At 65.0% G+C, this 21,592-nt stretch carries 22 protein-coding genes; 12 read left to right on the top strand and 10 right to left on the bottom strand.

Translation table 11 applies throughout. The features are described 5' to 3' along the window. Window positions 1–160: 160 nt before the first annotated feature. Both QMG84_RS01195 and QMG84_RS01190 read left to right on the top strand, forming a co-directional pair. Window positions 161–403 (top strand): type II toxin-antitoxin system VapB family antitoxin, encoded by a 243-nt coding sequence (locus QMG84_RS01195; RefSeq protein WP_281929878.1) that lies wholly within the window; start codon window positions 161–163, stop codon window positions 401–403. A gap of 9 nt (window positions 404–412) precedes the next feature. Then, window positions 413–796, top strand: coding sequence for a type II toxin-antitoxin system VapC family toxin (locus tag QMG84_RS01190; protein WP_281929877.1), 384 nt, complete (start codon window positions 413–415; stop codon window positions 794–796). A 94-nt stretch (window positions 797–890) separates the two neighbouring features. Here the strand turns inward: QMG84_RS01190 and QMG84_RS01185 are convergent, their stop codons facing one another. From QMG84_RS01185 to moaA, 3 genes are all read right to left on the bottom strand, one after another. Next, window positions 891–1,205 (bottom strand): hypothetical protein, encoded by a 315-nt coding sequence (locus tag QMG84_RS01185; protein WP_202070877.1) that lies wholly within the window; start codon window positions 1,203–1,205, stop codon window positions 891–893. Window positions 1,206–1,614: 409 nt separating this feature from the next. Then, window positions 1,615–2,496, bottom strand: coding sequence for an NAD(P)-dependent oxidoreductase (locus QMG84_RS01180; RefSeq protein WP_281929875.1), 882 nt, complete (start codon window positions 2,494–2,496; stop codon window positions 1,615–1,617). Window positions 2,497–2,500: 4 nt separating this feature from the next. After that, entirely contained in the window at window positions 2,501–3,538 is a 1,038-nt protein-coding gene (gene moaA, locus QMG84_RS01175; protein WP_281929874.1) for a GTP 3',8-cyclase MoaA, read from the bottom strand. Window positions 3,539–3,733: 195 nt separating this feature from the next. On the opposite strand from moaA, the gene QMG84_RS01170 reads away from it, so the two are divergent. From QMG84_RS01170 to fabD, 3 genes are all read left to right on the top strand, one after another. Beyond that, on the top strand, window positions 3,734–4,108 hold the full coding sequence (locus QMG84_RS01170) for a gamma-butyrobetaine hydroxylase family protein (protein ID WP_281929872.1): 375 nt from the start codon (window positions 3,734–3,736) through the stop codon (window positions 4,106–4,108). A gap of 144 nt (window positions 4,109–4,252) precedes the next feature. After that, window positions 4,253–6,184, top strand: coding sequence for an acetate--CoA ligase (gene acs, locus QMG84_RS01165; protein ID WP_281929871.1), 1,932 nt, complete (start codon window positions 4,253–4,255; stop codon window positions 6,182–6,184). 353 nt (window positions 6,185–6,537) lie between these two features. Continuing rightward, complete coding sequence (fabD, locus tag QMG84_RS01160; RefSeq protein ID WP_281929870.1) at window positions 6,538–7,482, top strand: ACP S-malonyltransferase; 945 nt, start codon at window positions 6,538–6,540, stop codon at window positions 7,480–7,482. 63 nt (window positions 7,483–7,545) lie between these two features. Here the strand turns inward: fabD and QMG84_RS01155 are convergent, their stop codons facing one another. Continuing rightward, window positions 7,546–8,289 carry an outer membrane protein gene (locus QMG84_RS01155; protein WP_202070885.1) on the bottom strand — a complete coding sequence of 248 codons (744 nt, stop codon included), beginning with the start codon at window positions 8,287–8,289 and terminating at the stop codon, window positions 7,546–7,548. Window positions 8,290–8,682: 393 nt separating this feature from the next. Between QMG84_RS01155 and fabG the strand changes: the two genes are divergently transcribed. From fabG to QMG84_RS01120, 7 genes are all read left to right on the top strand, one after another. After that, a complete protein-coding gene (gene fabG, locus QMG84_RS01150; protein WP_202070886.1) occupies window positions 8,683–9,420 on the top strand; it encodes a 3-oxoacyl-[acyl-carrier-protein] reductase in 738 nt (245 codons plus the stop codon). A gap of 309 nt (window positions 9,421–9,729) precedes the next feature. Next, window positions 9,730–9,969, top strand: a complete 240-nt coding sequence (locus tag QMG84_RS01145; protein ID WP_016918578.1) for an acyl carrier protein — start codon at window positions 9,730–9,732, stop codon at window positions 9,967–9,969. A gap of 119 nt (window positions 9,970–10,088) precedes the next feature. Then, on the top strand, window positions 10,089–11,351 hold the full coding sequence (fabF, locus tag QMG84_RS01140) for a beta-ketoacyl-ACP synthase II (RefSeq protein WP_202070887.1): 1,263 nt from the start codon (window positions 10,089–10,091) through the stop codon (window positions 11,349–11,351). 185 nt (window positions 11,352–11,536) lie between these two features. Then, window positions 11,537–13,528 carry an endolytic transglycosylase MltG gene (mltG, locus tag QMG84_RS01135; RefSeq protein ID WP_281929866.1) on the top strand — a complete coding sequence of 664 codons (1,992 nt, stop codon included), beginning with the start codon at window positions 11,537–11,539 and terminating at the stop codon, window positions 13,526–13,528. 51 nt (window positions 13,529–13,579) lie between these two features. Next, a complete protein-coding gene (locus QMG84_RS01130; RefSeq protein WP_281932074.1) occupies window positions 13,580–14,452 on the top strand; it encodes a YicC/YloC family endoribonuclease in 873 nt (290 codons plus the stop codon). Window positions 14,453–14,524: 72 nt separating this feature from the next. Continuing rightward, window positions 14,525–15,166, top strand: coding sequence for a guanylate kinase (gene gmk, locus QMG84_RS01125; protein WP_281929864.1), 642 nt, complete (start codon window positions 14,525–14,527; stop codon window positions 15,164–15,166). Between the two features lie 31 nt (window positions 15,167–15,197). Continuing rightward, on the top strand, window positions 15,198–15,563 hold the full coding sequence (locus QMG84_RS01120; protein ID WP_281929863.1) for a DUF488 domain-containing protein: 366 nt from the start codon (window positions 15,198–15,200) through the stop codon (window positions 15,561–15,563). Between the two features lie 57 nt (window positions 15,564–15,620). Here the strand turns inward: QMG84_RS01120 and rsmA are convergent, their stop codons facing one another. The 6 genes from rsmA to purL form a co-directional block, all read right to left on the bottom strand. Then, window positions 15,621–16,547, bottom strand: a complete 927-nt coding sequence (gene rsmA, locus QMG84_RS01115) for a 16S rRNA (adenine(1518)-N(6)/adenine(1519)-N(6))-dimethyltransferase RsmA (protein WP_281929861.1) — start codon at window positions 16,545–16,547, stop codon at window positions 15,621–15,623. Further along, on the bottom strand, window positions 16,544–17,539 hold the full coding sequence (pdxA, locus tag QMG84_RS01110; protein ID WP_281929859.1) for a 4-hydroxythreonine-4-phosphate dehydrogenase PdxA: 996 nt from the start codon (window positions 17,537–17,539) through the stop codon (window positions 16,544–16,546). Before pdxA ends, rsmA begins: the two co-directional genes overlap by 4 nt. A 254-nt stretch (window positions 17,540–17,793) precedes the next feature. Beyond that, window positions 17,794–18,036 carry a hypothetical protein gene (locus QMG84_RS01105; protein WP_202070892.1) on the bottom strand — a complete coding sequence of 81 codons (243 nt, stop codon included), beginning with the start codon at window positions 18,034–18,036 and terminating at the stop codon, window positions 17,794–17,796. Window positions 18,037–18,418: 382 nt separating this feature from the next. After that, entirely contained in the window at window positions 18,419–18,760 is a 342-nt protein-coding gene (gene grxD / locus QMG84_RS01100; protein WP_202070893.1) for a Grx4 family monothiol glutaredoxin, read from the bottom strand. A gap of 51 nt (window positions 18,761–18,811) precedes the next feature. Then, window positions 18,812–19,042: a BolA/IbaG family iron-sulfur metabolism protein gene (locus QMG84_RS01095; protein WP_202070894.1), complete on the bottom strand. Its 231-nt coding sequence runs from the start codon at window positions 19,040–19,042 to the stop codon at window positions 18,812–18,814. A gap of 19 nt (window positions 19,043–19,061) precedes the next feature. Then, on the bottom strand, window positions 19,062–21,299 hold the full coding sequence (gene purL / locus QMG84_RS01090) for a phosphoribosylformylglycinamidine synthase subunit PurL (RefSeq protein WP_281929855.1): 2,238 nt from the start codon (window positions 21,297–21,299) through the stop codon (window positions 19,062–19,064). Between the last annotated feature and the right edge of the window lie 293 nt (window positions 21,300–21,592).

Below are 21,592 nucleotides of genomic sequence, written 5' to 3'. Positions count from 1 at the left end.
GCGCAACCATCGAGCGTGTGTGGGAAGCGGGGCACAGTAGGGAGCGGCGCGGGGGGCGTCAACGCTGAGTGTGGCCTATGATTGGGCTTAACAGCGTTGCGGCTTATTCGAGCGGTGTATAAATTATCATCAACACGTCTACAGATATTGAGGCGCCACCATGCCCCTTCATATCGAGGACGAGGAGGCGACGGCCGCAGTCCGAGCGCTCGCCAAGGTCCGAAAGCTCACGCTGACCGAGGCCGTCAAAGTCGCCTGTCAGGAAGCCTTGGAGCGCGACCAGCGCGCGCAACCGGTCGCCTTGCGCCTTGCCGCCATTCACGCTCGCGTGCGCGCCGCCGGCCGCACCGGGGAGAAGGCTGATAAGGCATTTTTCAATCGCGAATGGGGCGAGACGGAATGAGCCCTCGTCATGGTTGAGACAAGCGCGCTGACCGCGATTATCCTTGAGGAAGAGGACTGGCAAGCCCTGGCGGAACAGATCGCTGACGCCGAGGCCGCAACAACTTGCGTCGCTATCTTCGAGACCTCGCTGGCGCTTGTTCGCGAGCTTGGGGTTACCCCTACAGAAGCTCTCGAAATCGCGGAAGCCACAGCCCTTAGCCTCGGGGTTCAAATCCGTTCCGTGACCCCGGAAATGATGCCGCTTGCGGCCTTGGCCCGCGAAAAATACGGCGCAGGGCGCAGCGGTTTGAACATGGGCGACTGCCTGTCTTACGCGGCGGCGCGTTCCTGGCAGGCGGAGCTGATCTACAAAGGCAATGGTTTTCCAAGGACCGACGTGAACAATTATTAGAAAAGGCGCTTAAAAACAGAAGGCGAGGCGCTCGTTGCGAGCCGCCTTCGCCTTCCAGTCGGCCTTCGACCGCGCGAGTTGGAACGCCCTGCGCTCAGTTGGCGCAGGTCACGCTGCGCATGTAGCGGACGCGACCCTTCTCGTCTGTGCTTGGTTTCAGAACGAGCGTGCAGTCTTCGTCCTCGGCGCCATAGGCGCGTCCCACCCTGATCGCCGGTCCACGCGCGAGCGGGCGCAGGCCATCGTCATTGAGGCTCACCGCCGCCTTGACGGCTGCGGGGGATTGTCCCTTCAGGGTCGGCGCGGTGGGGGCCGCGGCGACGGCGGCGCAGAGCCCAAAGGCGACCGTGAAACCAAGGACAATCCGCGACGAGCGGCTTGCAAACGGGCTTTCGCGCGTGACGGCCATAACAGCCTCCCCCCGAACAGGTTTGCGGCAGGACTTGTCCCAGAGCCGAATGCCCTTGGGTGTTCCTTTTTTTGTCGGGGGGAAACGCCGAGCCGTAGAAATGGTTGCATCCAAGCCACAGAAAAATTCATTCTTAGCCACGACCGGCCATATTTGCGCCTTAATGCTCAACCTTGGCCGCAGTCATTCCAGCGCTCGCGCCGCGAGCAAACCAGCGCGGGTTCCGCTTGATTGGTTGGGTGTCATTCCCGACGCTCGCGCAGCGAGCGATCGGGAATGACAAGCGCCAATGCGAGCTATTCAAACGGAAAGTGGCCCGTCATTGCGCGGAGCCGAAGGCGACGAAGCAATCCAGAGCCTCCGCTCGGCTGCTGGATTGCTTCGCTTCGCTCGCAATGACGGGCGGCTGTTACTTCTCCAGCCGCGCGAGCAGGCTGGAGGTATCCCAGCGCTTGCCGCCCATCGTCTCGACCTCGGCGTAGAACTGGTCGACCAGCGCCGCGACAGGGAGCTTGGCGCCATTGCGACGCGCTTCCGCCAGGCAGATGGCGAGGTCCTTGCGCATCCATTCGACGGCGAAGCCATGGTCGAATTCGCCGGCGAGCATGGTCTTGGTGCGGTTTTCCATCTGCCAGGATTGCGCCGCGCCATTCTTCAGAAGGTCCATGACGGCAGTCGCGTCGAGGCCCGACGCTTTGGCGAAATGCAGCGCCTCCGAGAGGCTCTGGATCAAGCCCGCAATAGTGATCTGGTTCACCATTTTGGTGAGCTGCCCCGCGCCCGGAGGCCCCATCAACCGGCAGGCGCGGGCATAAGAGGCGATCACCGGCTCAGCGCGCGCGAAAATCTCCGGCTCCGCCCCGCACATGACCGTGAGCGCGCCATTCTCCGCCCCCGCCTGTCCGCCGGAGATCGGCGCGTCGATGGCGCCGAGGCCGCGGCTCTTTGCTTCCGCATAAAGCTCGCGGGCGATTTGCGCCGAGGCGGTCGTATGGTCGACGAAAATGGCGCCTTCCGTCATGCCGCCGAAGGCGCCGTCCGGTCCGAGCGTCACCGAGCGCAAATCGTCGTCATTGCCGACGCAGGTAAAGACGAAATCAGCCCCCTCGGCGGCCTCGCGGGGGGTAGGGGCCCATTTTGCTGCACCTTGCTGCAGCGCAGCAAATTTCTCGGCCTTCGCCGTCGTGCGATTATAGACTGTGATTTTGTGGCCGCCCCGGGCGAGATGCCCCGCCATGGGGAAACCCATGACGCCGAGGCCCAGAAAAGCGACATTCTTCGAAACGGACATTCTCTCAACCGCCTGTCGTGCTCATATGGCGGGAGACCGCCGGAATCTGGGTCGCCCGGTCGATGACGAAGTCATGACCCTTGGGCTTACGCAAAATCGCGGCCTCGATGGCGGCGTGGAGCAGGGCGTCGTCGCCGCTGTCGCGCAGCGGCGCGCGCAGATCGGCGGCGTCTTCCTGGCCGAGGCACATGTAGAGCGTGCCGGTGCAGGTGACGCGGACGCGGTTGCAGCTCTCGCAGAAATTATGGGTGAGGGGCGTGATGAAACCGACGCGCCCGCCGGTCTCCTCAGCGCGCATATAGCGAGCCGGGCCGCCGGTGCGATAGTCGATCTCGGTGAGGGTGAGCGCTTCCGAGAGCCTGTCGCGCACCTGCGTCATCGGCAGATATTGATCGACCCGCGCCGGCCCGTCGATCTCGCCGAGTGGCATGACCTCGATGAAGGTCATGTCCATGCCGCGCTCATGCGCGAAGCGCACGAGGGGGACGAATTCATCCTCGTTCACGCCCTTGAGCGCCACGGCGTTGAGCTTGACCTTCAACCCCGCCTTCAGCGCAGCGTCGATCCCCGCCAGCACCCGCGCATGGTCGCCCGTGCGGGTCAGCGCCCGGAAGCGGTCCGGGTCCAGCGTGTCGAGCGAGACATTGATGCGCTCAACCCCGCAATCGACAAGCTGCGAAGCGAAGCGCGCGAGCTGCGAGCCATTGGTGGTGAGCGTCAGCTCCTCGAGCTTGCCGGAGACGAGGTGGCGCGACAGCGCGCGGAAGAGCTTCATCAGATCATGGCGCACCAGCGGCTCGCCGCCGGTGATGCGCAGCTTCTTCGTGCCGCGCGCAATGAAGGCCGTGCAGAGGCGGTCCAGCTCTTCGAGCGTCAGCAGGTCTTTGCGCGGCAGGAACGTCATGTGCTCCGCCATGCAATAGACGCAGCGGAAATCGCAGCGGTCTGTCACCGAGACGCGCACATAGGAAACCGCGCGCCCGAATGGATCTATAAGCGGCGCGGGCGCCGCGATCGCGGGCCGATGGGCATGGGCGTTCATCTGGTTAGGCTTCCTCGGGGACGGTCGCGCGCCGTCTTGATCCTTTCATATATTGCTGTCCGTCAAAGCCGTGAAGCCAGCAATTTCCGTGCAGCCATCGGGATTTCCAATAAGACCGGCGGGCTGGCGGCAGATTTCGCGCCGTAATAGGCTTTCCCCCAACCGCGCCGCGGGGCGCATCATTGGAGCCCTCACTTGACCGCCGAACCCTGGCCCACCGAAATCCGCCTGTTCGACAACGGCCATAATCTGCGCATTTCCTTCGACGATGGGGCGAGCTTCACGACGAGCGCGGAGCTTTTACGGGTGCGCAGCCCCAGCGCCGAGGTGCAGGGCCATTCGCCGGCGGACCAGAAGACCGTAGGCGGCAAGCGCAATGTCGCGATCATCGCCGTCGCGCCGGTCGGCAATTACGCGATCAGGCTCGACTTCGACGACCTCCACAAGACCGGCATTTACACCTGGCGCTATCTGCGCGAGCTGGGCGAGACGGCGGAAGCGAGCTTTGCGGCCTATCTGCACGAGCTGGCGGCAAAAGGGCTCGATCGCGACCGGCCGGGAGAGGCGTAAGGCGAGAAGCGGCCTGAAGGCCCGCGGTCCAGAGGCGCCGCGGACCGCGCGCCTTCAGGCGCGCAAAGAGGACAAGCCCTGCCGGGGCTGTTACCATCGACAGACAAGACGCCCGCCTCACGGGACGAGAAACAAGGGAAAGAAATGTCCGAGAAGATCTACCCCGTCCCGGAGGACTGGAAAAACGCCCGCGTCGACGAAGCGACGTACCGCGCCCTCTATGAGCGCTCGATGAAGGACCCCGACGGCTTCTGGGCGGAGCAGGCGCAGCGGATCGAGTGGATTTCGCCCTTCACCACTGTGAAGCGCTCGAGCTTCGACACGCATAACGTCTCGATCAAATGGTTCGAGGACGGGACCACCAATGTCGCGATGAATTGCATCGACCGGCATCTGCCCGAGCGCGCGAACCAGACGGCGATCATCTGGGAGGGCGACGATCCGTCCGTCTCGAAGCACATCACCTATGGCGAATTGCACGATCATGTCTGCCGCTTCGCCAATGTGCTGAAAAAACACGGCGTCAAGAAGGGCGACCGCGTCACCATCTATCTGCCGATGATCCCCGAGGCCGCCTACGCCATGCTGGCCTGCGCGCGCATCGGCGCCATTCACTCCGTCGTCTTCGGCGGCTTCTCGCCCGAGGCGCTCGCCGGGCGCATCGAGGATGCGCAATCGGACGTTATCGTCACCGCGGATGAAGGTCTGCGCGGCGGCCGCAGAGTGGCGCTGAAAGCCAATGTCGACGCCGCGCTGGAAAAAGTGGAGGCGAAAAGCGTCATCGTCGTCACGCGCACGGGCGCGGAGATCGACTGGGTTCCCGGCCGCGACTTCCGCTACGAGGAAGAAGCGGCGAGCGTTCACGCCGACTGCCCCTATGCGGAAATGGGCGCCGAGGACCCGCTCTTCATCCTCTATACGTCGGGCTCGACGGGCAAGCCCAAGGGCGTGCTGCACACCACGGGCGGTTATCTCGTCTATACGTCGCTCACCCATGAGCTCGTCTTCGACTATCGCCCCGGCGAAGTTTATTGGTGCACCGCGGACGTCGGCTGGGTGACGGGCCACAGCTATATCCTCTACGGCCCGCTCGCCAATGGCGCGACGACGCTGATGTTCGAGGGCGTGCCGAATTACCCCAGCGTCTCCCGCTTCTGGGACGTCATCGACAAGCACGGCGTCAACATCTTCTACACGGCGCCGACCGCCATCCGCGCGCTGATGGCGGCGGGCGAGGAGCCGGTGAAAAAATCCAGCCGCAAATCGCTGCGCCTTCTCGGCTCCGTCGGCGAACCGATCAATCCGGAAGCCTGGGAGTGGTATCATCGCGTCGTGGGCGAAGATCGCTGCCCCATCGTCGACACCTGGTGGCAGACCGAGACGGGCGGCATTCTGATCGCGCCTTTGCCCGGCGCGACCGCGCTGAAGCCGGGCTCCGCAACGCGGCCGCTTTTCGGCGTCTTCCCCGAGATCGTCGACAGCGCCGGCGATGTGCTGGAGGGCGCCTGCGAGGGCAATCTCGTCATCGCCGATTCATGGCCCGGCCAGGTCCGCACGGTTTTTGGCGACCAGGAGCGCTTCGTGCAGACCTATTTCTCCACCTATTCCGGCAAATATTTCACCGGCGACGGCGCGCGGCGCGACGCGGACGGCTATTACTGGATCACGGGCCGCGTCGACGACGTCATCAACGTCTCCGGCCACCGTCTCGGCACGGCGGAAATCGAAAGCGCCCTCGTCGCCCATGAGAAGGTCTCGGAAGCCGCCGTGGTCGGCTATCCGCATGATCTCAAGGGCCAGGGCATCTACGCCTATGTGACGCTGATGGAAGGCGCCCACCCCACCGAGCATTTGCGCAAAGAGCTGGTGAAATGGGTGCGCGAGGAAATCGGCCCCATCGCGACCCCCGACGTAATTCAATTCGCGCCGGGCCTGCCCAAGACCCGCTCGGGCAAGATCATGCGGCGGATTTTGAGGAAGATCGCCGAAGGGGAGTTCGGATCGCTGGGGGATACGTCGACGCTGGCGGAGCCGGGGGTGGTGGAGGAGCTGGTGCGGGGGCGGCCGGCGACTTGAGTCGTCGTAGCGCTGAGGCTGTCGGGAAAGATCAGTGGCCTCTGTCTCGCGACCCAGTGCTCCGAATTCGGCTTAACGAGCAGACGTGTTCCGGCGTCATGGCCGCGCTTGTCGCGGCCATCCACGCCGCGCCGACGCAGAAAGCTGAGAACATGAGCGGGATAACGCCGCTTCTTCTCCCCGCCCGTCGTGATGTCCCGGCGGGGATGCCCGCGACAAGCGCGGGCATGACGTGGCTGCGCAGGGCGCGTTAAGCCGAATTCGTAGCCCTGTCTCGCGACCCGGAAAACTTGACACGCCGCGCCCGCCAATGCCACTCGCGCCCCGACACGTAACGAAAGGGCGGAACGCGCATGGCGAAGGCATTTATTTTCCCCGGTCAAGGTTCGCAGTCGGTCGGCATGGGCAAGGCGCTCGCCGAGAGCTTCGCGCCCGCGCGCGCAGTTTTCGAAGAGGTCGATTCGGCCCTGTCGCAGCCGCTCTCCAAGCTGATGTTCGAGGGCCCGGAGGCCGAACTCACGCTCACCGCCAATGCGCAGCCGGCGCTGATGGCCGTCTCTCTCGCCGCGATTCGCGTGCTGGAGGCCGAGTGCGGCCTCGATCTCGCCAAAGACGCCGCCTTCGTCGCCGGCCATTCGCTCGGCGAATATTCGGCGCTTGCCGCCGCCGGGGCGCTCTCGATCGCCGATACGGCGAAGCTGCTGCGCATTCGCGGCGACGCCATGCAGAAGGCCGTGCCGGTCGGCGAAGGCGCCATGGCGGCGCTGCTCGGCGCCGAGCTCGATCAGGCGAAGGAAATCTCGGCCGAGGCGGCCGCCGCCCTTTCCGCCTGCTGCCAGGTGGCCAATGACAATGGCGGCGGGCAGGTCGTCATCTCCGGCGCGAAAATCGCAGTCGAAAAGGCGATGGAGATCGCCAAGGAAAAGGGCATCAAACGCGCCGTTCTGCTGCCGGTCTCCGCGCCCTTCCATTGCGCCCTGATGCAGCCCGCCGCAGACGCCATGGCCGCCGCGCTCGCCGGCGCCGCCATCTCTGCGCCGCGCGTCCCCGTGGTGGCCAATGTCACCGCGGCGCCGGTCACGGAGCCTGAAACGATTCGCCGTCTGCTGGTCGAGCAGGTGACGGGCGCGGTGCGCTGGCGCGAATGCGTCTCTTACATTGCGGCGCAGGGGGTGGATAAGTTCGTCGAAGTCGGCTCGGGCAAGGTGCTCGCCGGCCTTCTGAAGCGAATCGCGCCCGGCGTCACGGGCATTTCTGTCGGCGCACCGGCCGATCTCGACGCCTATCGGGCTTTCTAAGCCCGCTAAAAAAGAAAAGCCCGGCCGAGCGGCCGGGCTTCCCATCTTCGGCTGAAAGCCGAATCAGTACTTCGCGAGCACCGGAGCCGGAGCGCCGCCGAAGTTGAAGTGATAGTTCACGCCCGCGCGGACCGTGTGGAAGCGAGTGTGATTGTTGACGTTGTTCAGACCCCAGCCGGGGTTGAAGAACGCGTTCTGGTTGCTGCCGCTGATATCCGTGTAGAGATATTCAGCCTTGGCCGACCAGTTCGGCAGGAACTGCCACTCGACGCCGCCGCCAGCGGTCCAGCCGGTCTGCACGGTGCTGTACTGGTTCCACCAGGAGTTACGCTGCACCTCGCCATAGGCGAAGCCGCCCGTGCCATAGACCAGGAACTGCGAGTAGCCCGGGAAGTTGAAGCCGACGCGGCCACGAACGGTGCCGAACCAGTTGATGCGAGCGCGATCAGCGCCGCCCCACCAGCCGTTGCCGCCGCCCGAGCCGATGCTCGTGCCCTGGAAGTCGGTCTCGAGACCGACGACGAACAGCGGGGAGAGCTGGTAGTTGTAGCCGATCTGGCCGCCGCCGACGACGCCGCCGGAGCCGCCGTTGCCCGAGTTCCAGCCCCAATTCGCGACGTTGGAGGACGAGGAGTCCTGCCAGCCGCCGCCGATGTTCAGACCGGCGTAGAAGCCCGTCCAGGTGAGGACCGGCGGCGGGGGAACGAAAACCGGCGGCGGAGCCTTGCGGGAAGGCAGATCCGCAGCCTGCGCAGCGCCGGCCGCCAAGGCGGCCGCGACGGCGATAGCGGAGAGAGTCGTCTTCATTTCATAACCCTTTGCTCAAGTCAGAAACCAAAAATGGCCGCATCCGCCCTGACTTGGCGGCTCTAAGGTGATGCGGACCCCAAGCACAGCGATTGTGTCCGAAAACGAGATTCGAATTCAACCAAGGATGCGCAGAATCTGGCCGCGCCAGAGCTGAAACCTTGCCGGTGTGGTATTTGTGTCACAAGAGAACCTGACCAGTTTACAGAATGTTAGCCATAATTTTTTCCTGTTTCTTTAAGGACGTATGGTTGCGGCGACAAATTCCCGCCGCCTTGGCGCCGCATTTGCCCCCAGCCCCCGAAAGGGCCTCGCAATTTTCCGATTTGCCGTTAAACGGAAACGAGAAAGGAACCGGCGCGGCGCGTCGCGCCCGGTCAGGGAGGGCCGTTGATGTTCGACTTATCAGGCAAAACCGCGTTGGTGACCGGCGCGAGCGGCGGCATCGGCAAGGACATCGCCCGCGGCCTCGTCGCGGCTGGGGCGACGGTGGCGCTTTCCGGCACGCGCCGCGAAGCGCTTGAGGCGCTTGCCGCCGAAATCGGCGGGACCACGCATGTCGTCCCCTGCAATCTGGCCGATAAGGAAGACGCGGAGAAGCTCGTTCCGGCGGCGGAAGCGGCGATGGGCGGGGTCGATATCCTCGTCAACAACGCCGGCGTCACGCGGGACATGCTCTTCATGCGCCTGAAGGACGAGGACTGGAACACAGTGCTCGACATCAATCTCACCGCGGCCTTCCGCCTCTCGCGCGCCGTGTTGCGCGGCATGATGAAGAAGCGCTTCGGCCGAATCATCGGCATCACCTCGGTCGTCGGCGTCACCGGCAATCCGGGCCAGGGCAATTACGCCGCGGCGAAGGCCGGCATGATCGGCATGTCGAAATCGCTCGCGGGCGAGGTCGCCTCGCGCGGCGTCACCGTCAACTGCGTCGCGCCCGGCTTCATCGAGAGCCCGATGACCGACGGCCTCACCGACGCCCAGAAGGAAAGAATCCTGTCCGCCGTGCCGGCCGGCCGGCTCGGAACCGGCGCCGACGTCGCCGCCGCGGTCGTTTATCTCGCGAGCGCAGAGGCGGGCTACGTGACCGGCCAGACGCTGCACGTCAATGGCGGCATGGCCATGATATAAAAGGCGAAAACTGGCGGCGGCGGCGCTGGTTTTTTGCCGCCGCAACGCCGCCTCGCGCCCGATTTTCTCGAAAACGCGCGAAAGCCTGGGCCCTCTCGCCAACCCAATGGAAGTGTGTTACCAGACCTCGCCGCGAGTGGGGCGGCGCCGCCGTATTTCCCAGAGACTAGAGGGCATGAGCGCAGCTTTGCCGCGCCGCCCTCGGGACGCGGCCGGCGCACATGAAATCTTTGGAGAACACGGCGAGCGGATAATGTTCCGCATCGCCGAATCGGTGCGGCTGCACCACAGCAACAGGGACTAAATCAGATGAGCGATGTCGCCGAGCGCGTGAAGAAGATCGTTGTCGAACACCTCGGCGTCGAGCCCGAAAAGGTTGTCGACAAGGCCAATTTCATCGACGATCTGGGCGCCGACTCGCTCGACACCGTCGAGCTGGTCATGGCTTTCGAAGAAGAATTCGGCGTCGAGATTCCCGACGACGCGGCCGAGACCATTCTCACGGTCGGCGACGCCGTGAAGTTCCTCGAGAAGGCCAAGGCCGCCTGATCAGGCGCTGACGAGAAAGGCGCGCCGGCGGCAGGCCGCGCGCTTTTTCCATCGCGCGCCGCCCGACGACTCCGACGGGCGGCGAATATAAACAATCAAGAAAAATCTGAGAGTAAGCCATGCGCAGGGTGGTCGTCACCGGCCTTGGCGTCGTATCGCCCCTGGGCTGCGGCGTCGAAACGAATTGGCGGCGTCTCGTCGCCGGCGAACACGGCTTCCGCCGCATCGACACTTTTGAGGTCAACGACCTCGCCTGCCAGATCGCGGCCGTCGTGCCGCGCGGCGACGGCTCCAACGGCTCCTTCAATCCGGACGACTGGTTCGATCCCAAGGAGCAACGCAAGGTCGACGATTTCATCATCTACGGGACCGCAGCCGCGACCCAGGCGCTCGCCGACGCCGGCTGGAAGGCCGACACGGCTGAGAAGCAGGAGACGACCGGCGTCCTCATCGGCTCCGGCATCGGCGGTCTGGGCGGCATTTACGAGACCTCGATCACCCTGAAGGAAAAGGGCCCGCGTCGCGTGTCGCCCTTCTTCGTCTCGGGCCGAATCATCAATCTCGTCGCGGGCTATGTCTCGATCATGCACGGGCTCAAGGGCCCGAATCATGCGGTCGTGACGGCCTGCGCCACCGGCACCCACGCCATCGGCGACGCCGCGCGCATCATCGCCATGGGCGACGCCGACGTCATGGTGGCGGGCGGCGCCGAATCGCCGGTCAACCGCATCGGCGTTGCGGGCTTCGCCGCCTGTCGCGCGCTGTCGACCGGTTTCAACGACCGCCCGGCCGAGGCCTCGCGCCCCTATGACAAGGATCGCGACGGCTTCGTCCTCGGCGAGGGCGCCGGCTGCGTCGTGCTCGAAGAATATGAGCACGCCAAAGCCCGCGGCGCACGTATCTACGGCGAGCTCATCGGCTATGGCATGTCGGGCGACGCCCACCACATCACCGCGCCGTCGCCCGACGGCGACGGCGCCTATCGCTGCATGAAGATGGCGCTGCGGCGCTCGAATCTTCCGGTCAGCGAGATCGACTATGTCAACGCGCATGGCACGTCGACGCCGCTCGGCGATGAAATCGAGCTCAAGGCGGTGGAGCGGCTGGTCGGCAATCTCGAGGCGAAGCTCTCGATGTCCTCGACCAAATCGGCGATCGGCCATCTCCTCGGCGGCGCCGGCGCGGTCGAGGCGATCTATACGATCCTCGCCATGACCCATGGCGTTGCGCCGCCAACCCGTAATCTCGACAACCCTTCCGTCGAGACGGCGATCGACCTCGTGCCCAAGGTCGCGCGCGAGCGTGAGATCAATGTGGCGCTGTCCAACTCCTTCGGGTTCGGCGGCACCAACGCCTCGCTGCTCTTCCGCCGCGTGTCGTAACACATAGAATACACAAGGGTTTTCAGCGTGCGGCCCGGGCGAAGGCGTTTCGCCCGGGCCGCACGTCTGTTAACCATGGTCGTTCGTTCCTGAATTCGCCACAATAACCGATAGTGTAAGTCGGTTCTTGACAGGCGACTGCGGGCGCTTGCGGCAGGGTCATCTGGATTGGCGTGGTGACGATTATGAGCGACCAGACGGGCGAGAAGACGGCGACGCCGAAAGACGAGGCAAAGACCGCTCCGGAAGCGACGGCGCAATCGACACAAACTCAGCCGCAGTCGCCGGGCGCCGAGCCCGCGGCGCCCCCGGACGGCGCCGAGGCGAAATCCGCAGCGCCGACGGAGGAGCCGGCGGCTTCCTCCTTCTTCCGCCGCCGCGCCGCCATACAAAGCGCCAAACCGGCCGAGGCGCCGCCAGCCCCCCCGCCGAAGAAGAAGCGGCGCCGGGAAGGCACGCTTTCGGCGATGAGCGGCTTCCTGAGCTTCCTTCTTGTCGCACTGGTCGCCGGCGTTTTCGGCGTGATCGCGGTGATGCATAAGCTCAAGGAGCCGGGCCCGCTCGGCGCCGACAAGATCGTCTATATGCCCCCGCGCAGCGACGTGCCGGAAATGCTCTCGCAGCTCGAACGCGAGGGCGTGATCGACAGTCCCGGCCTGATGAATTTGGCGCTGTTGATCGAAGGCGCGCGCAGCAAGCTGAAGCCCGGCGAATATCTCTTCAAGAAAAGCGCCAGCCTGCGCGAGGTCATCGACGAGCTCGTCGCCGGCAAGCAGCTCATGCATAGCCTGACGATTCCCGAAGGTCTGACGAGCGAGCAGATCGCCCAGCGTCTGCGCGAATCGGACATGCTTCTCGGCGATATTCTGGAAACGCCGAAAGAAGGCGCGCTGCTGCCCGAGACCTATAAATTCCCGCGCGGCTTCCCGCGCGCCAAGCTCCTCGCCAAGATGCAGGAGGACCAGCGCAAGCTCCTCGATCATATTTGGGCGAAGCGCGCCAAGGATCTGCCGCTGCGCTCACCCTATGAGCTGGTGACGCTCGCCTCCATCGTCGAGAAGGAGACCGGCAAGACGGAGGAGCGCCCACGCGTCGCCGCCGTTTTCTCGAATCGCCTGCGAAAGGGCATGCGTCTGCAGTCCGACCCGACAATCGTTTACGGCCTCGTGGGCGGCAAGGGCACGCTGGGCCATAGCATTATGCGTTCCGAAATCGAGAAGTGGACGCCCTACAACACTTACGCCGTCGATGGTTTGCCGCCGGGGCCCATCGCCAATCCCGGCAAGGCGGCGTTGGAAGCGACCGCCAATCCCGCCAATACGCGCGATCTCTATTTCGTCGCCGACGGCACGGGCGGACATGTCTTCGCCGAATCGCTCGATCAACACGCTCGCAATGTCCAGAACTGGCGCAAGCTCGAGCAGGACCAAAAGGCCAAGCTGACCCCCGGCGCGGACCAATCCGTCCCGGCGGCAGTTCCGCCCGCAACGCCCAAGACCGACAAGCGCACCCAGGCGCCGATTGGCCGGCTGATGGCGCTCGACGCCGGCAACCCGGATTTTCCGCCGGGCCGCGCCATGTCGCCTCGCGAAGGAGCCCCGCATCGGCTGGGCAAGTTCAGCCCGGCGGGAGCGGCCTTTTTTCTCGGCGGACATGACGATCCCACCGCCGACGCCGCCCCACACCTCGCGCGCCTGCGGGTCGCCCGGCCCTATTTCACGCAGGAATCCGCCCAGCCGAAGGCGCTCCACAACGGCTTCGACCCGACGCTCCTTGCCGCCGGCGCTCCGGCGTCCGACAATGAAGGCGAAGACGGCTCGATTGGCCCCGACATGATGGCGCGCGAGGGCGCCGACGGAAAGGCGCTCCCGGAAGAGGTCGCCTCCTATCCAGTCTCTCCGGCGCGCCGGGCGGAGCAGAAGGCCCGCGCGGCCCGGTTGGGCCTGTCGGCCGGCTCTGACGAATTGCCCGCGGACACCCTGGCCGTGAAGGCCTCGATGGAAGAAACGGCGGCGGCCTCTTCGGCGGGAGGGCCGATCGCTCTCGCCGCGGCGCCACAACACGCCCGCCCGCGGGCATTCGACGCCTCGGAAGGCACGACGCTCGACCCGCTGCGCGACAAGAGCTGGGATCTGACGTCGGCGAAGACCGTTCCCTCGAGCGCCGAAATTCGCTAAATCCGGGTCGTTAACCCCGGAGAGTCCGTGACCGCTTCTTTTGTCGCCAGCATGACCGGCTTCGCCCGCGCGCGCGGAAGCCATGGCCCCTGGAGCTATGCCTGGGAGCTGAAAACCGTCAATGCAAAGGGGCTGGACCTGCGGCTGCGCGTCCCGCCGAATTTCGACGCCGTCGAGATCAAGGCACGCGCCGCCATTTCCGCCCGCCTTGCGCGCGGCTCGGTCTTCGGCAATCTGACCGCCAAACGCGCCGAGGAAGAAGGCTCGGCGCGGATCAATCGCCCGGCGCTCGACCGGCTGCTCGCCGCGCTCGACGACCTTCCGCAGCTTGCGAGCCTGCGACCCGCCTCGCTCGACGGCCTGCTGGCGATCCGGGGCGTTGTCGAGATCGTCGAGCCGGAAGACGACGAGGCGCAGCGCGCGGGTCTGGAAAAGAACCTTCTCGGCGCCCTGGACGAGACGCTCGACGCGCTCCTTGCCTCGCGCCGCGCGGAAGGCGCCGCGCTGACGGCCGTGCTGCGTGAGCGCCTGACCCGGATCGGCGCGCTCACCGCCCAGGCCGACGCTTTGCCGGCGCGCCAGCCCGAAGCCGTTCGCCAGCGGCTCGCCCAGCAAGTGGCGCGGCTCCTCGAAAGCGCCGAGGGCCTGGACCCGGCGCGTCTCCATCAGGAGGCGGTGCTGCTCGCGGTGAAGGCCGATATTCGCGAGGAGCTCGATCGTCTTGCGGCGCATGTGGCGAGCGCGCAGAAACTCCTCGCCGAGGGCGGCCCCGTAGGGCGGCGGCTCGATTTTCTGGCGCAGGAATTTTCGCGCGAGACCAATACGCTTTGCGCCAAGTCCAACGATCCGGCTCTCACCGAGATCGGGCTGGAATTGAAGATCGAGGTCGAGCAGTTGCGCGAGCAGGTGCAAAATATCGAATAGGCCATCCCAGCGGTTGAAAGAGCGGCCCCAATTGCCTATTGCCGATCGCCAACACTCGTGACAATCGTCGCCATGGACCATTCCCTTCCGCTGCGCCGCGGCGTCGTGCTCATCCTTTCCTCTCCCTCCGGCGCCGGCAAGACCACGCTGACGCGGATGCTGCTGCAGGACCGCGATCTCGACCTTACGCTTTCCATATCGGTGACAACCCGCGCGCGCCGGTCGAGCGAGGTCGACGGCATTCACTACCGCTTCATCACCGAGCGCCAGTTCATCGCCATGCGCGACGCCGGCGACTTGCTGGAATGGGCGGAAGTGCACGGCAATTTCTACGGCACGCCGCGCGGGCCGGTCGAGGCCATCCTGGCGCAGGGGCGCGACTCGCTTTTCGACATCGACTACCAAGGGACGCGCCAGGTGCGCGAGAAGATGGGCGCCGACGCGGTGACCGTCTTCATCCTCCCGCCGTCGATGAAGGAGCTGCGCGCCCGGCTGGAGCGCCGCGCCGAGGACGCGCCCGAAGTGATCGAACGGCGGCTGGAGAACGCCCGCAAGGAGATCGCGCGCTGGAGGGACTATGACTATGTCATCGTCAACGACGATCTGCAGCGCTCCTTCGACGATCTGATCGCCATATTGCGCGCCGAGCGCCAGCGCCGCCAGCGCCGCGAGCGCGAGATCGAAAGCTTCGTGGCCAAGCTTCTCGACGAATAGGCTTCCGCGCGGGGCGCGCTATCTCGCCCCCATGCCCGCCTTCGCCCTCAAGCGTGTCTATGAGCCGCCAAAGCCGGGAGACGGCGCGCGCGTGCTTGTCGACCGGCTCTGGCCGCGCGGCCTGACGAAGGAAAAGGCGGCGGTCGACCTGTGGGCGAAGGACGTCGCGCCAAGCCGTGAATTGCGCCGCTGGTTCGGCCACGCGCCCGAGCGCTGGGGGGAGTTTCAGGCGCGCTATCGCGAGGAGCTCGAAAGCCCGGAAGCGCAAGAGCAGATCGCGACGCTGCGCGCCTTGGCGCGCAAGGGACGCGTGACGCTGCTCTACGCCGCCGCCCATGATGAGGAAATGAACAACGCCGTCGCGCTGCGAAGCGTCCTGCGCCACAAAGCAAGCTAATGGACCGCGGGCCTTCAGGCCCGCATTTTTCAAGCGAGCCTGAAGGCTCGCGGTCCGCTATTGCCGCAGCATATCGAACGCGCGAGCGAGCGCCACGAAACCCGCGACGTCCACCTCCTCGGCGCGCTTCGTTTCCTCGATCCCAGCCTGCGCGAGCAGCGCCCCAGCATCGACGCCGAGGCTCTTGAGGCTCTGGCGCAGCATCTTGCGCCGTTGTCCGAAGGCGGCTTGCGTCACGCGTGAGAGCGATTGCGGATTGCAAGGAAGAGGCGCCGGATTGGGGACCAGCTCCACCACGGAAGAGGTCACTTTCGGCGGCGGCGTAAAGGCGGCGGGAGAGACGTCGAAGAGAATGCGGGCGCGCGTGCGCCAGCCGCAGAGCACGGCGAGACGGCCGTAATCGGCGCGGTTTGCCGGCGTCGCGACGATTCGCTGCGCCACTTCCTTCTGGAACATGAGCACGTAGCGGTCGAAGACCGATGGCCAGGGCTCGGCCTCGATCCAGCGGGTAAGCAGGGCTGTCGCGACATTATAGGGAAGATTGGCGCAGATGCGGGCGCGCGGCTGTTCGCCAGCGGCGCGAAGCGATGCAGAGCCGGGCTCCTGCTCCTTGATTGCTTCGCCTTCGGCTCGCAACGACGGCTGATGCGCGCACGCCACTTCGGCGACGTCGATCTCCAGAGCGTCGCCTTCGACGATCGTCAGGCGGCCGGGGTAATGCGCGGCGATTTCGCTTAAGGCGGGCAGGCAGCGCTGGTCGCGCTCTATGGCGACGACCCGCGCCCCCTGCGCCAGAAGCGCGCGCGTCAGGCCGCCCGGGCCGGGGCCGATCTCGATGACGACCGTATCCTCGAAAGGCCCGGCGGCGCGGGCGATGCGGCTCGTGAGATTGAGATCGAACAGGAAATTCTGGCCGAGCGTTTTTTTGGCGTCGAGGCCGTGGCGCGCGACGACCTCGCGCAGCGGTGGCAGATCGTCGATCACGCGGTCATCCGTCCCGCTAGCTTGATCGCCTCGATCAGGCTGGTGGGGTTGGCGACGCCCTTCCCGGCGATGTCGAAGGCCGTGCCATGGTCGGGCGAGGTGCGCACGAACGGCAGGCCGAGCGTGACATTCACGCCGCGGTCGAAAGCGAGCGTCTTGATGGGGATCAGCGCCTGATCATGCGTCGGGCAGAGCGCGACGTCATATTTCGCGCGGGCGGCGGCGTGGAACATCGTGTCGGCCGGGTGCGGGCCGCTAACCTGGATGCCTTTGGCGCGCAGGACGTCGAGGGCAGGCGCGATCGTCTCGATTTCCTCACGCCCGAGGGCGCCGTCTTCTCCGGCGTGCGGATTGAGCCCCGCGAAAGCCAGCCTCGGATTGGCGAGTCCAAAGCGGTTTTTCAGATCGCGGGCGACGATCTCTCCGGTCTCGACGATGAGCTCCTTCGTCAACCGCTTCGGCGCCGCGGCGAGCGGAATGTGAATGGTGATGGGCACGACGGCGAGTTCTTGCGACCAAAGCATCATCACCGCGCGGGCGTCAGCCTTGAAGCGACGCCGCGCCAATTCGCCGAGAAACTCCGTATGTCCGGGATGCGGGAAGCCTGCTGCGTAAAGCACGGATTTTGCGATCGGGTTTGTCACGACGGCGCGCGCTTCCCCCGCGACGACATGATCAACGGCCCGTTCGATCGAGGCGATGGTCGCCGTGGCGTCCTCTGGATCGGGACGGCCGAATGGGCCCCGCACGTCGTAACCATGGGAAACGACGGGTAGCGCGCGGTCGAAAATCTCGGCCGCATGTGCTGGCGTCGTCTCCTCGAGCGGGACGTTCATCCCGAGCGACCGTGCGACGCGCATAAGGTGAGCTGCGTCGGTGATGATGAAGAAGGGCGGAAGGCCGGCGGCGTCCCTCGCGGCATAGGCTTCGAGGGCCAGCTCCGGCCCGATGCCCGAAGGATCGCCCTGGGTCAGCGCGAGCGGGAGGGTCATCGAGCGCCCAATTCGGTGGATCGGCGCAGGCGGCGCGTCAGTCGTGAACTCATGGGGAAACAGTTGCGCAGGACGTCGCGGAAATCAAATTGGGCGCCAATGCGTGAAGCGCCTCGGTCCACAATGGATGTTCGAGACCTTTACGCCGACGAGGATTCGGCCTCGTCGATCAACCCGTTCTCCAACCGACGAGCGGTGAAAAAATGCCCCGGCGGTCTCGCCGGGGCCTTTGCGGGTTCTCGTGAATCGCCGGTTCAGCGAGCGCCCTCGAGAGTGATGTTGCCCGTTGGGTCGTGCGGGCGCCCTCGGAAGACGTAAGGCGACTGATGACGCGTCGCGTCGCGGGGCGTGACGCTCAGCACCTCGTCGCGTCGGTGCTTTTGCATCGATTGATCCCAGACCTCATCGAAATCGAAGAATCTGTCGGAAGCGCAGGCCGGGGCGGCAGAGAGCACAACACCCAGCGCCGCGGCCGCAAAGAGCAATTTGACGGACATTGGTTTCCTCCATCTCCAGAGCGCCTCCCGGATTCGGCGAACGCCAACCCGACATTGCGTCTGTAAAAAGGAGTGTTGTTCATCTCACTGTCACAATAAAGTGGATATTGGATTCCCCCCTCGCGGACATATTCGCGCAATATGTTCGGACGCTCAAAAAAATGCGCGCCGCTCGGGACGAACGGCGCGCAGGACGATGCGATCGGGAAGCGGACGTATACGAGATCCGCTTATTGGGCCGGCGTCATTCCCGACGCTCGCTCGAGCGAGCAATCAGGAATTCAAAGCAAAACCAGCGTTTTTTGGCTCTGGATTCCCGGTCGGGCGTTCAGCCCGCCGGGAATGACATTCCCCAATGCGAGCTGTTCAAACGAAAATAGTGTTACGCCTTGCCGGCCTGGGCGTGCGGCACGCCTTCCTTGTCGAAGAGCGCAACGAGTTCGCCCGACTGGAACATTTCCCGGGTGATGTCGCAGCCGCCGATGAACTCGTTCTTGATGTAGAGCTGCGGGATCGTCGGCCAGTTGGAATAGGTCTTGATGCCTTCACGGATTTCGCCGTCGGCAAGCACATTGATCGCCTTGTAGGGCACGCCGATATGGTTGAGGATTTGCACCACTTGCATGGAGAATCCGCACTGCGGGGCCTGCGGGGTGCCCTTCATGAAGAGGACGACGTCGGAAGATTCGATCTCGCTCTTGATGCGGCTGTTGGCGTCGGACATCTGCTTTTCCTTTCCTGCGGCGTTCAAGGCGCCGCTTCTGGCCTCGTCATTTTACGGCGCGCGGGTCGTCAACGCCAGCGCGTGAAGCTCGCCGCCCAGCCGTGAGCCGAAGGCCGCATTCACGAGCTGATGCTGCTTCACCCGCGACAGCCCACGAAACTGCTCGGAAACAACCGTCGCAGCCCAGTGGTCGTTGTCGTCGGCGAGCGCAGTCAGCTCGATGGTCGCGTCGGGGAGGGCGGCCTTGATGATGCTTTCAATCTCGGCGGCGGGCATAGGCATTGGGTTCGTCCTCTTTGCGTCATGAATTGTCGGGAAAGACACTGTCGTCCCCGGCCATGAAGGCCGGAAGCGGCGTTTCATGCGCTTTGCGCAGTTCGGAGAGCAATATCGGCGCCTCGCCGGGGAGCTTCAAGGAATCGCCGCCTGTGACACCAAGTGTCACAGCGGAAATGCCAGCATCCACACATGCGGCCAAAACAGTCAGAGCGTCCTCGCCAGCGGTGACAAGGCAACGGGCCTGATCCTCGCCAAAGAGAACAGCGTGTCTCGGGCCATCGGGAAGCGTCGAAACGGCGGCGCCGATCCCGCCCGCAAGCGCCATTTCCGAAAGCGCGACGGCGAGGCCGCCGTCGGAAAGGTCATGCGCGGCGGAGACTTTGCCCGATAGGATGAGCTCACGAACGAAATCGCCGTTCTTGCGCTCGGCGGCCAGATCGACCGGCGGCGGCGCGCCTTCCTTGCGGCCGCAAACTTCCGCGAGATAAGCGGACTGGCCAAGCCAGCCCTTGGTCTCGCCGATGAGCAGAATCGTTTCGCCCTCGCGCGCGAAGCCAGGCGTCGCGGAGGTCGCGACATCCGCGATGACGCCGACGCCGCCGATCGCCGGCGTCGGCAGAATGCCGGCGCCCTGCGTCTCGTTGTAGAGAGACACATTGCCGGAGACGATCGGGAAATCGAGCGCCGCCGCCGCCTCGCCGATGCCCTGCAGGCAGCCCACGAACTGGCCCATATATTCGGGCCGCTCGGGATTACCGAAGTTGAGATTGTCAGTGAGCGCCAAAGGCTTCGCGCCGGTGACGGTGATGTTGCGCCAGGCTTCCGCCACCGCCTGCTTGCCGCCCTCGACGGGATCGGCGGCGCAATAGCGGGCGGTCACGTCGGTCGTCACAGCCAGGCCCTTCGGCCCCTCCTTGACGCGAATCACCGCTGCGTCGCCGCCGGGACGACGCACGCTGTTGCCGAGAATGAGATGGTCATATTGCTCCCAGACCCAGCGCTTGGAGCAAAGATTAGGCGTCGACAGAAGCCTCAACAGCGCGTCGCGGTTCGAGAGCGGCGGCGTCACGGCGGCCGGGTCGATCACCGGCTGTTTGGGCGAGGGAACCCAGGGCCGGTCATAGACCGGCGCCTCGTCGCCAAGCTCCTTGATCGGCAGATCGGCTTTCACCTCGCCCTTGTGTTTCACGACGAAACGCAAATCGTCGGTAGTCTTGCCGACGATGGCGAAATCGAGCCCCCATTTGCGGAAAATGCCCTCGGCCTGTTCCTCGAGCTCCGGCTTCAGCACCATGAGCATGCGCTCCTGGCTCTCCGAGAGCATCATCTCATAGGCTGTCATGCCTTCCTCGCGGCAGGGCACGGCGTCGAGGTCGAGCTCGATGCCCAGATTGCCCTTGGCGCCCATCTCGACCGCCGAGGAGGTGAGCCCCGCCGCGCCCATGTCCTGAATGGCGATGACGGCGCCCGAGGCCATGAGCTCGAGGCAGGCCTCGAGCAGCAGCTTCTCGGAGAAGGGATCACCCACCTGCACGGTCGGCCGTTTCTCCTCGGCGTCCGCCTCGAAGGCGGCCGAGGCCATGGTCGCGCCATGAATGCCGTCGCGGCCGGTCTTGGAGCCCAGATAGACGATCGGGTTTCCGACGCCCGCCGCAGCCGAATAGAAAATCGCATCCGCCCGCGCGAGGCCCACCGCCATGGCGTTGACGAGGATGTTCCCGTCATAGCTCGCGTCGAATTCGGTCGAGCCGCCAACCGTCGGCACACCGAAGCTATTGCCGTAGCCGCCAACGCCCGCAACGACGCCCGAGACAAGATGCCGCGTCTTGGGATGGGCCGGCCGGCCAAAGCGCAGGAGGTTCAGACAGGCGATCGGCCGCGCGCCCATGGTGAAGACGTCGCGCAAGATGCCGCCCACGCCCGTCGCGGCGCCCTGATAGGGCTCGATGAAGGACGGATGATTGTGGCTCTCCATCTTGAAGACGCAGGCGTCGCCGTCGCCGATGTCGATGACGCCGGCGTTCTCGCCGGGACCCCGGATGACCCAGGGCGCCTTGGTCGGCAGCTTGCGCAGATGGATGCGCGAGGATTTATACGAGCAGTGCTCGTTCCACATGGCCGAGAAAATGCCCAGCTCGGTGAAGCTCGGCGCACGGCCGATCAGCTTCAGGATGCGGTCATATTCGTCGGCTTTGAGCCCATGCGCGGCGGCGAGTTCGGCGTCGACCTTGGGTTCAGCGGGGGAGGCGTTGGCGGTCAAATGAGCAGGCCCTGCGCAAAGGCGGCGCTTTTTTGGGCGCCGCGGGGGCGCCGAAAGCGCCGGAATTGCCTGAGAGTCTCAAGCGATTTTTCGTAAACCTCGATTAGCGCCGGGCGTCCCGCAAGGCAACAGCACAAAAATGTTGCGCTACGGACACAATGCCAAAGAATGAACAGTCCACAGCGTTTTTATTGATCTTTATCAAGCGTAGGCGTCCAAAAACGTAGCAACTTCTTTGCCGACTCGGCGCGGACGGCGTCGACCGTCCACCGAAGCGATTTCGAGGGGGTTCC

Origin of the sequence: Methylocystis iwaonis, assembly GCF_027925385.1 — a bacterium.
In the GTDB taxonomy this organism is placed as follows: Bacteria; Pseudomonadota; Alphaproteobacteria; order Rhizobiales; family Beijerinckiaceae; genus Methylocystis; species Methylocystis iwaonis.
This window is presented reverse-complemented; position numbering and strand designations above follow the sequence as displayed.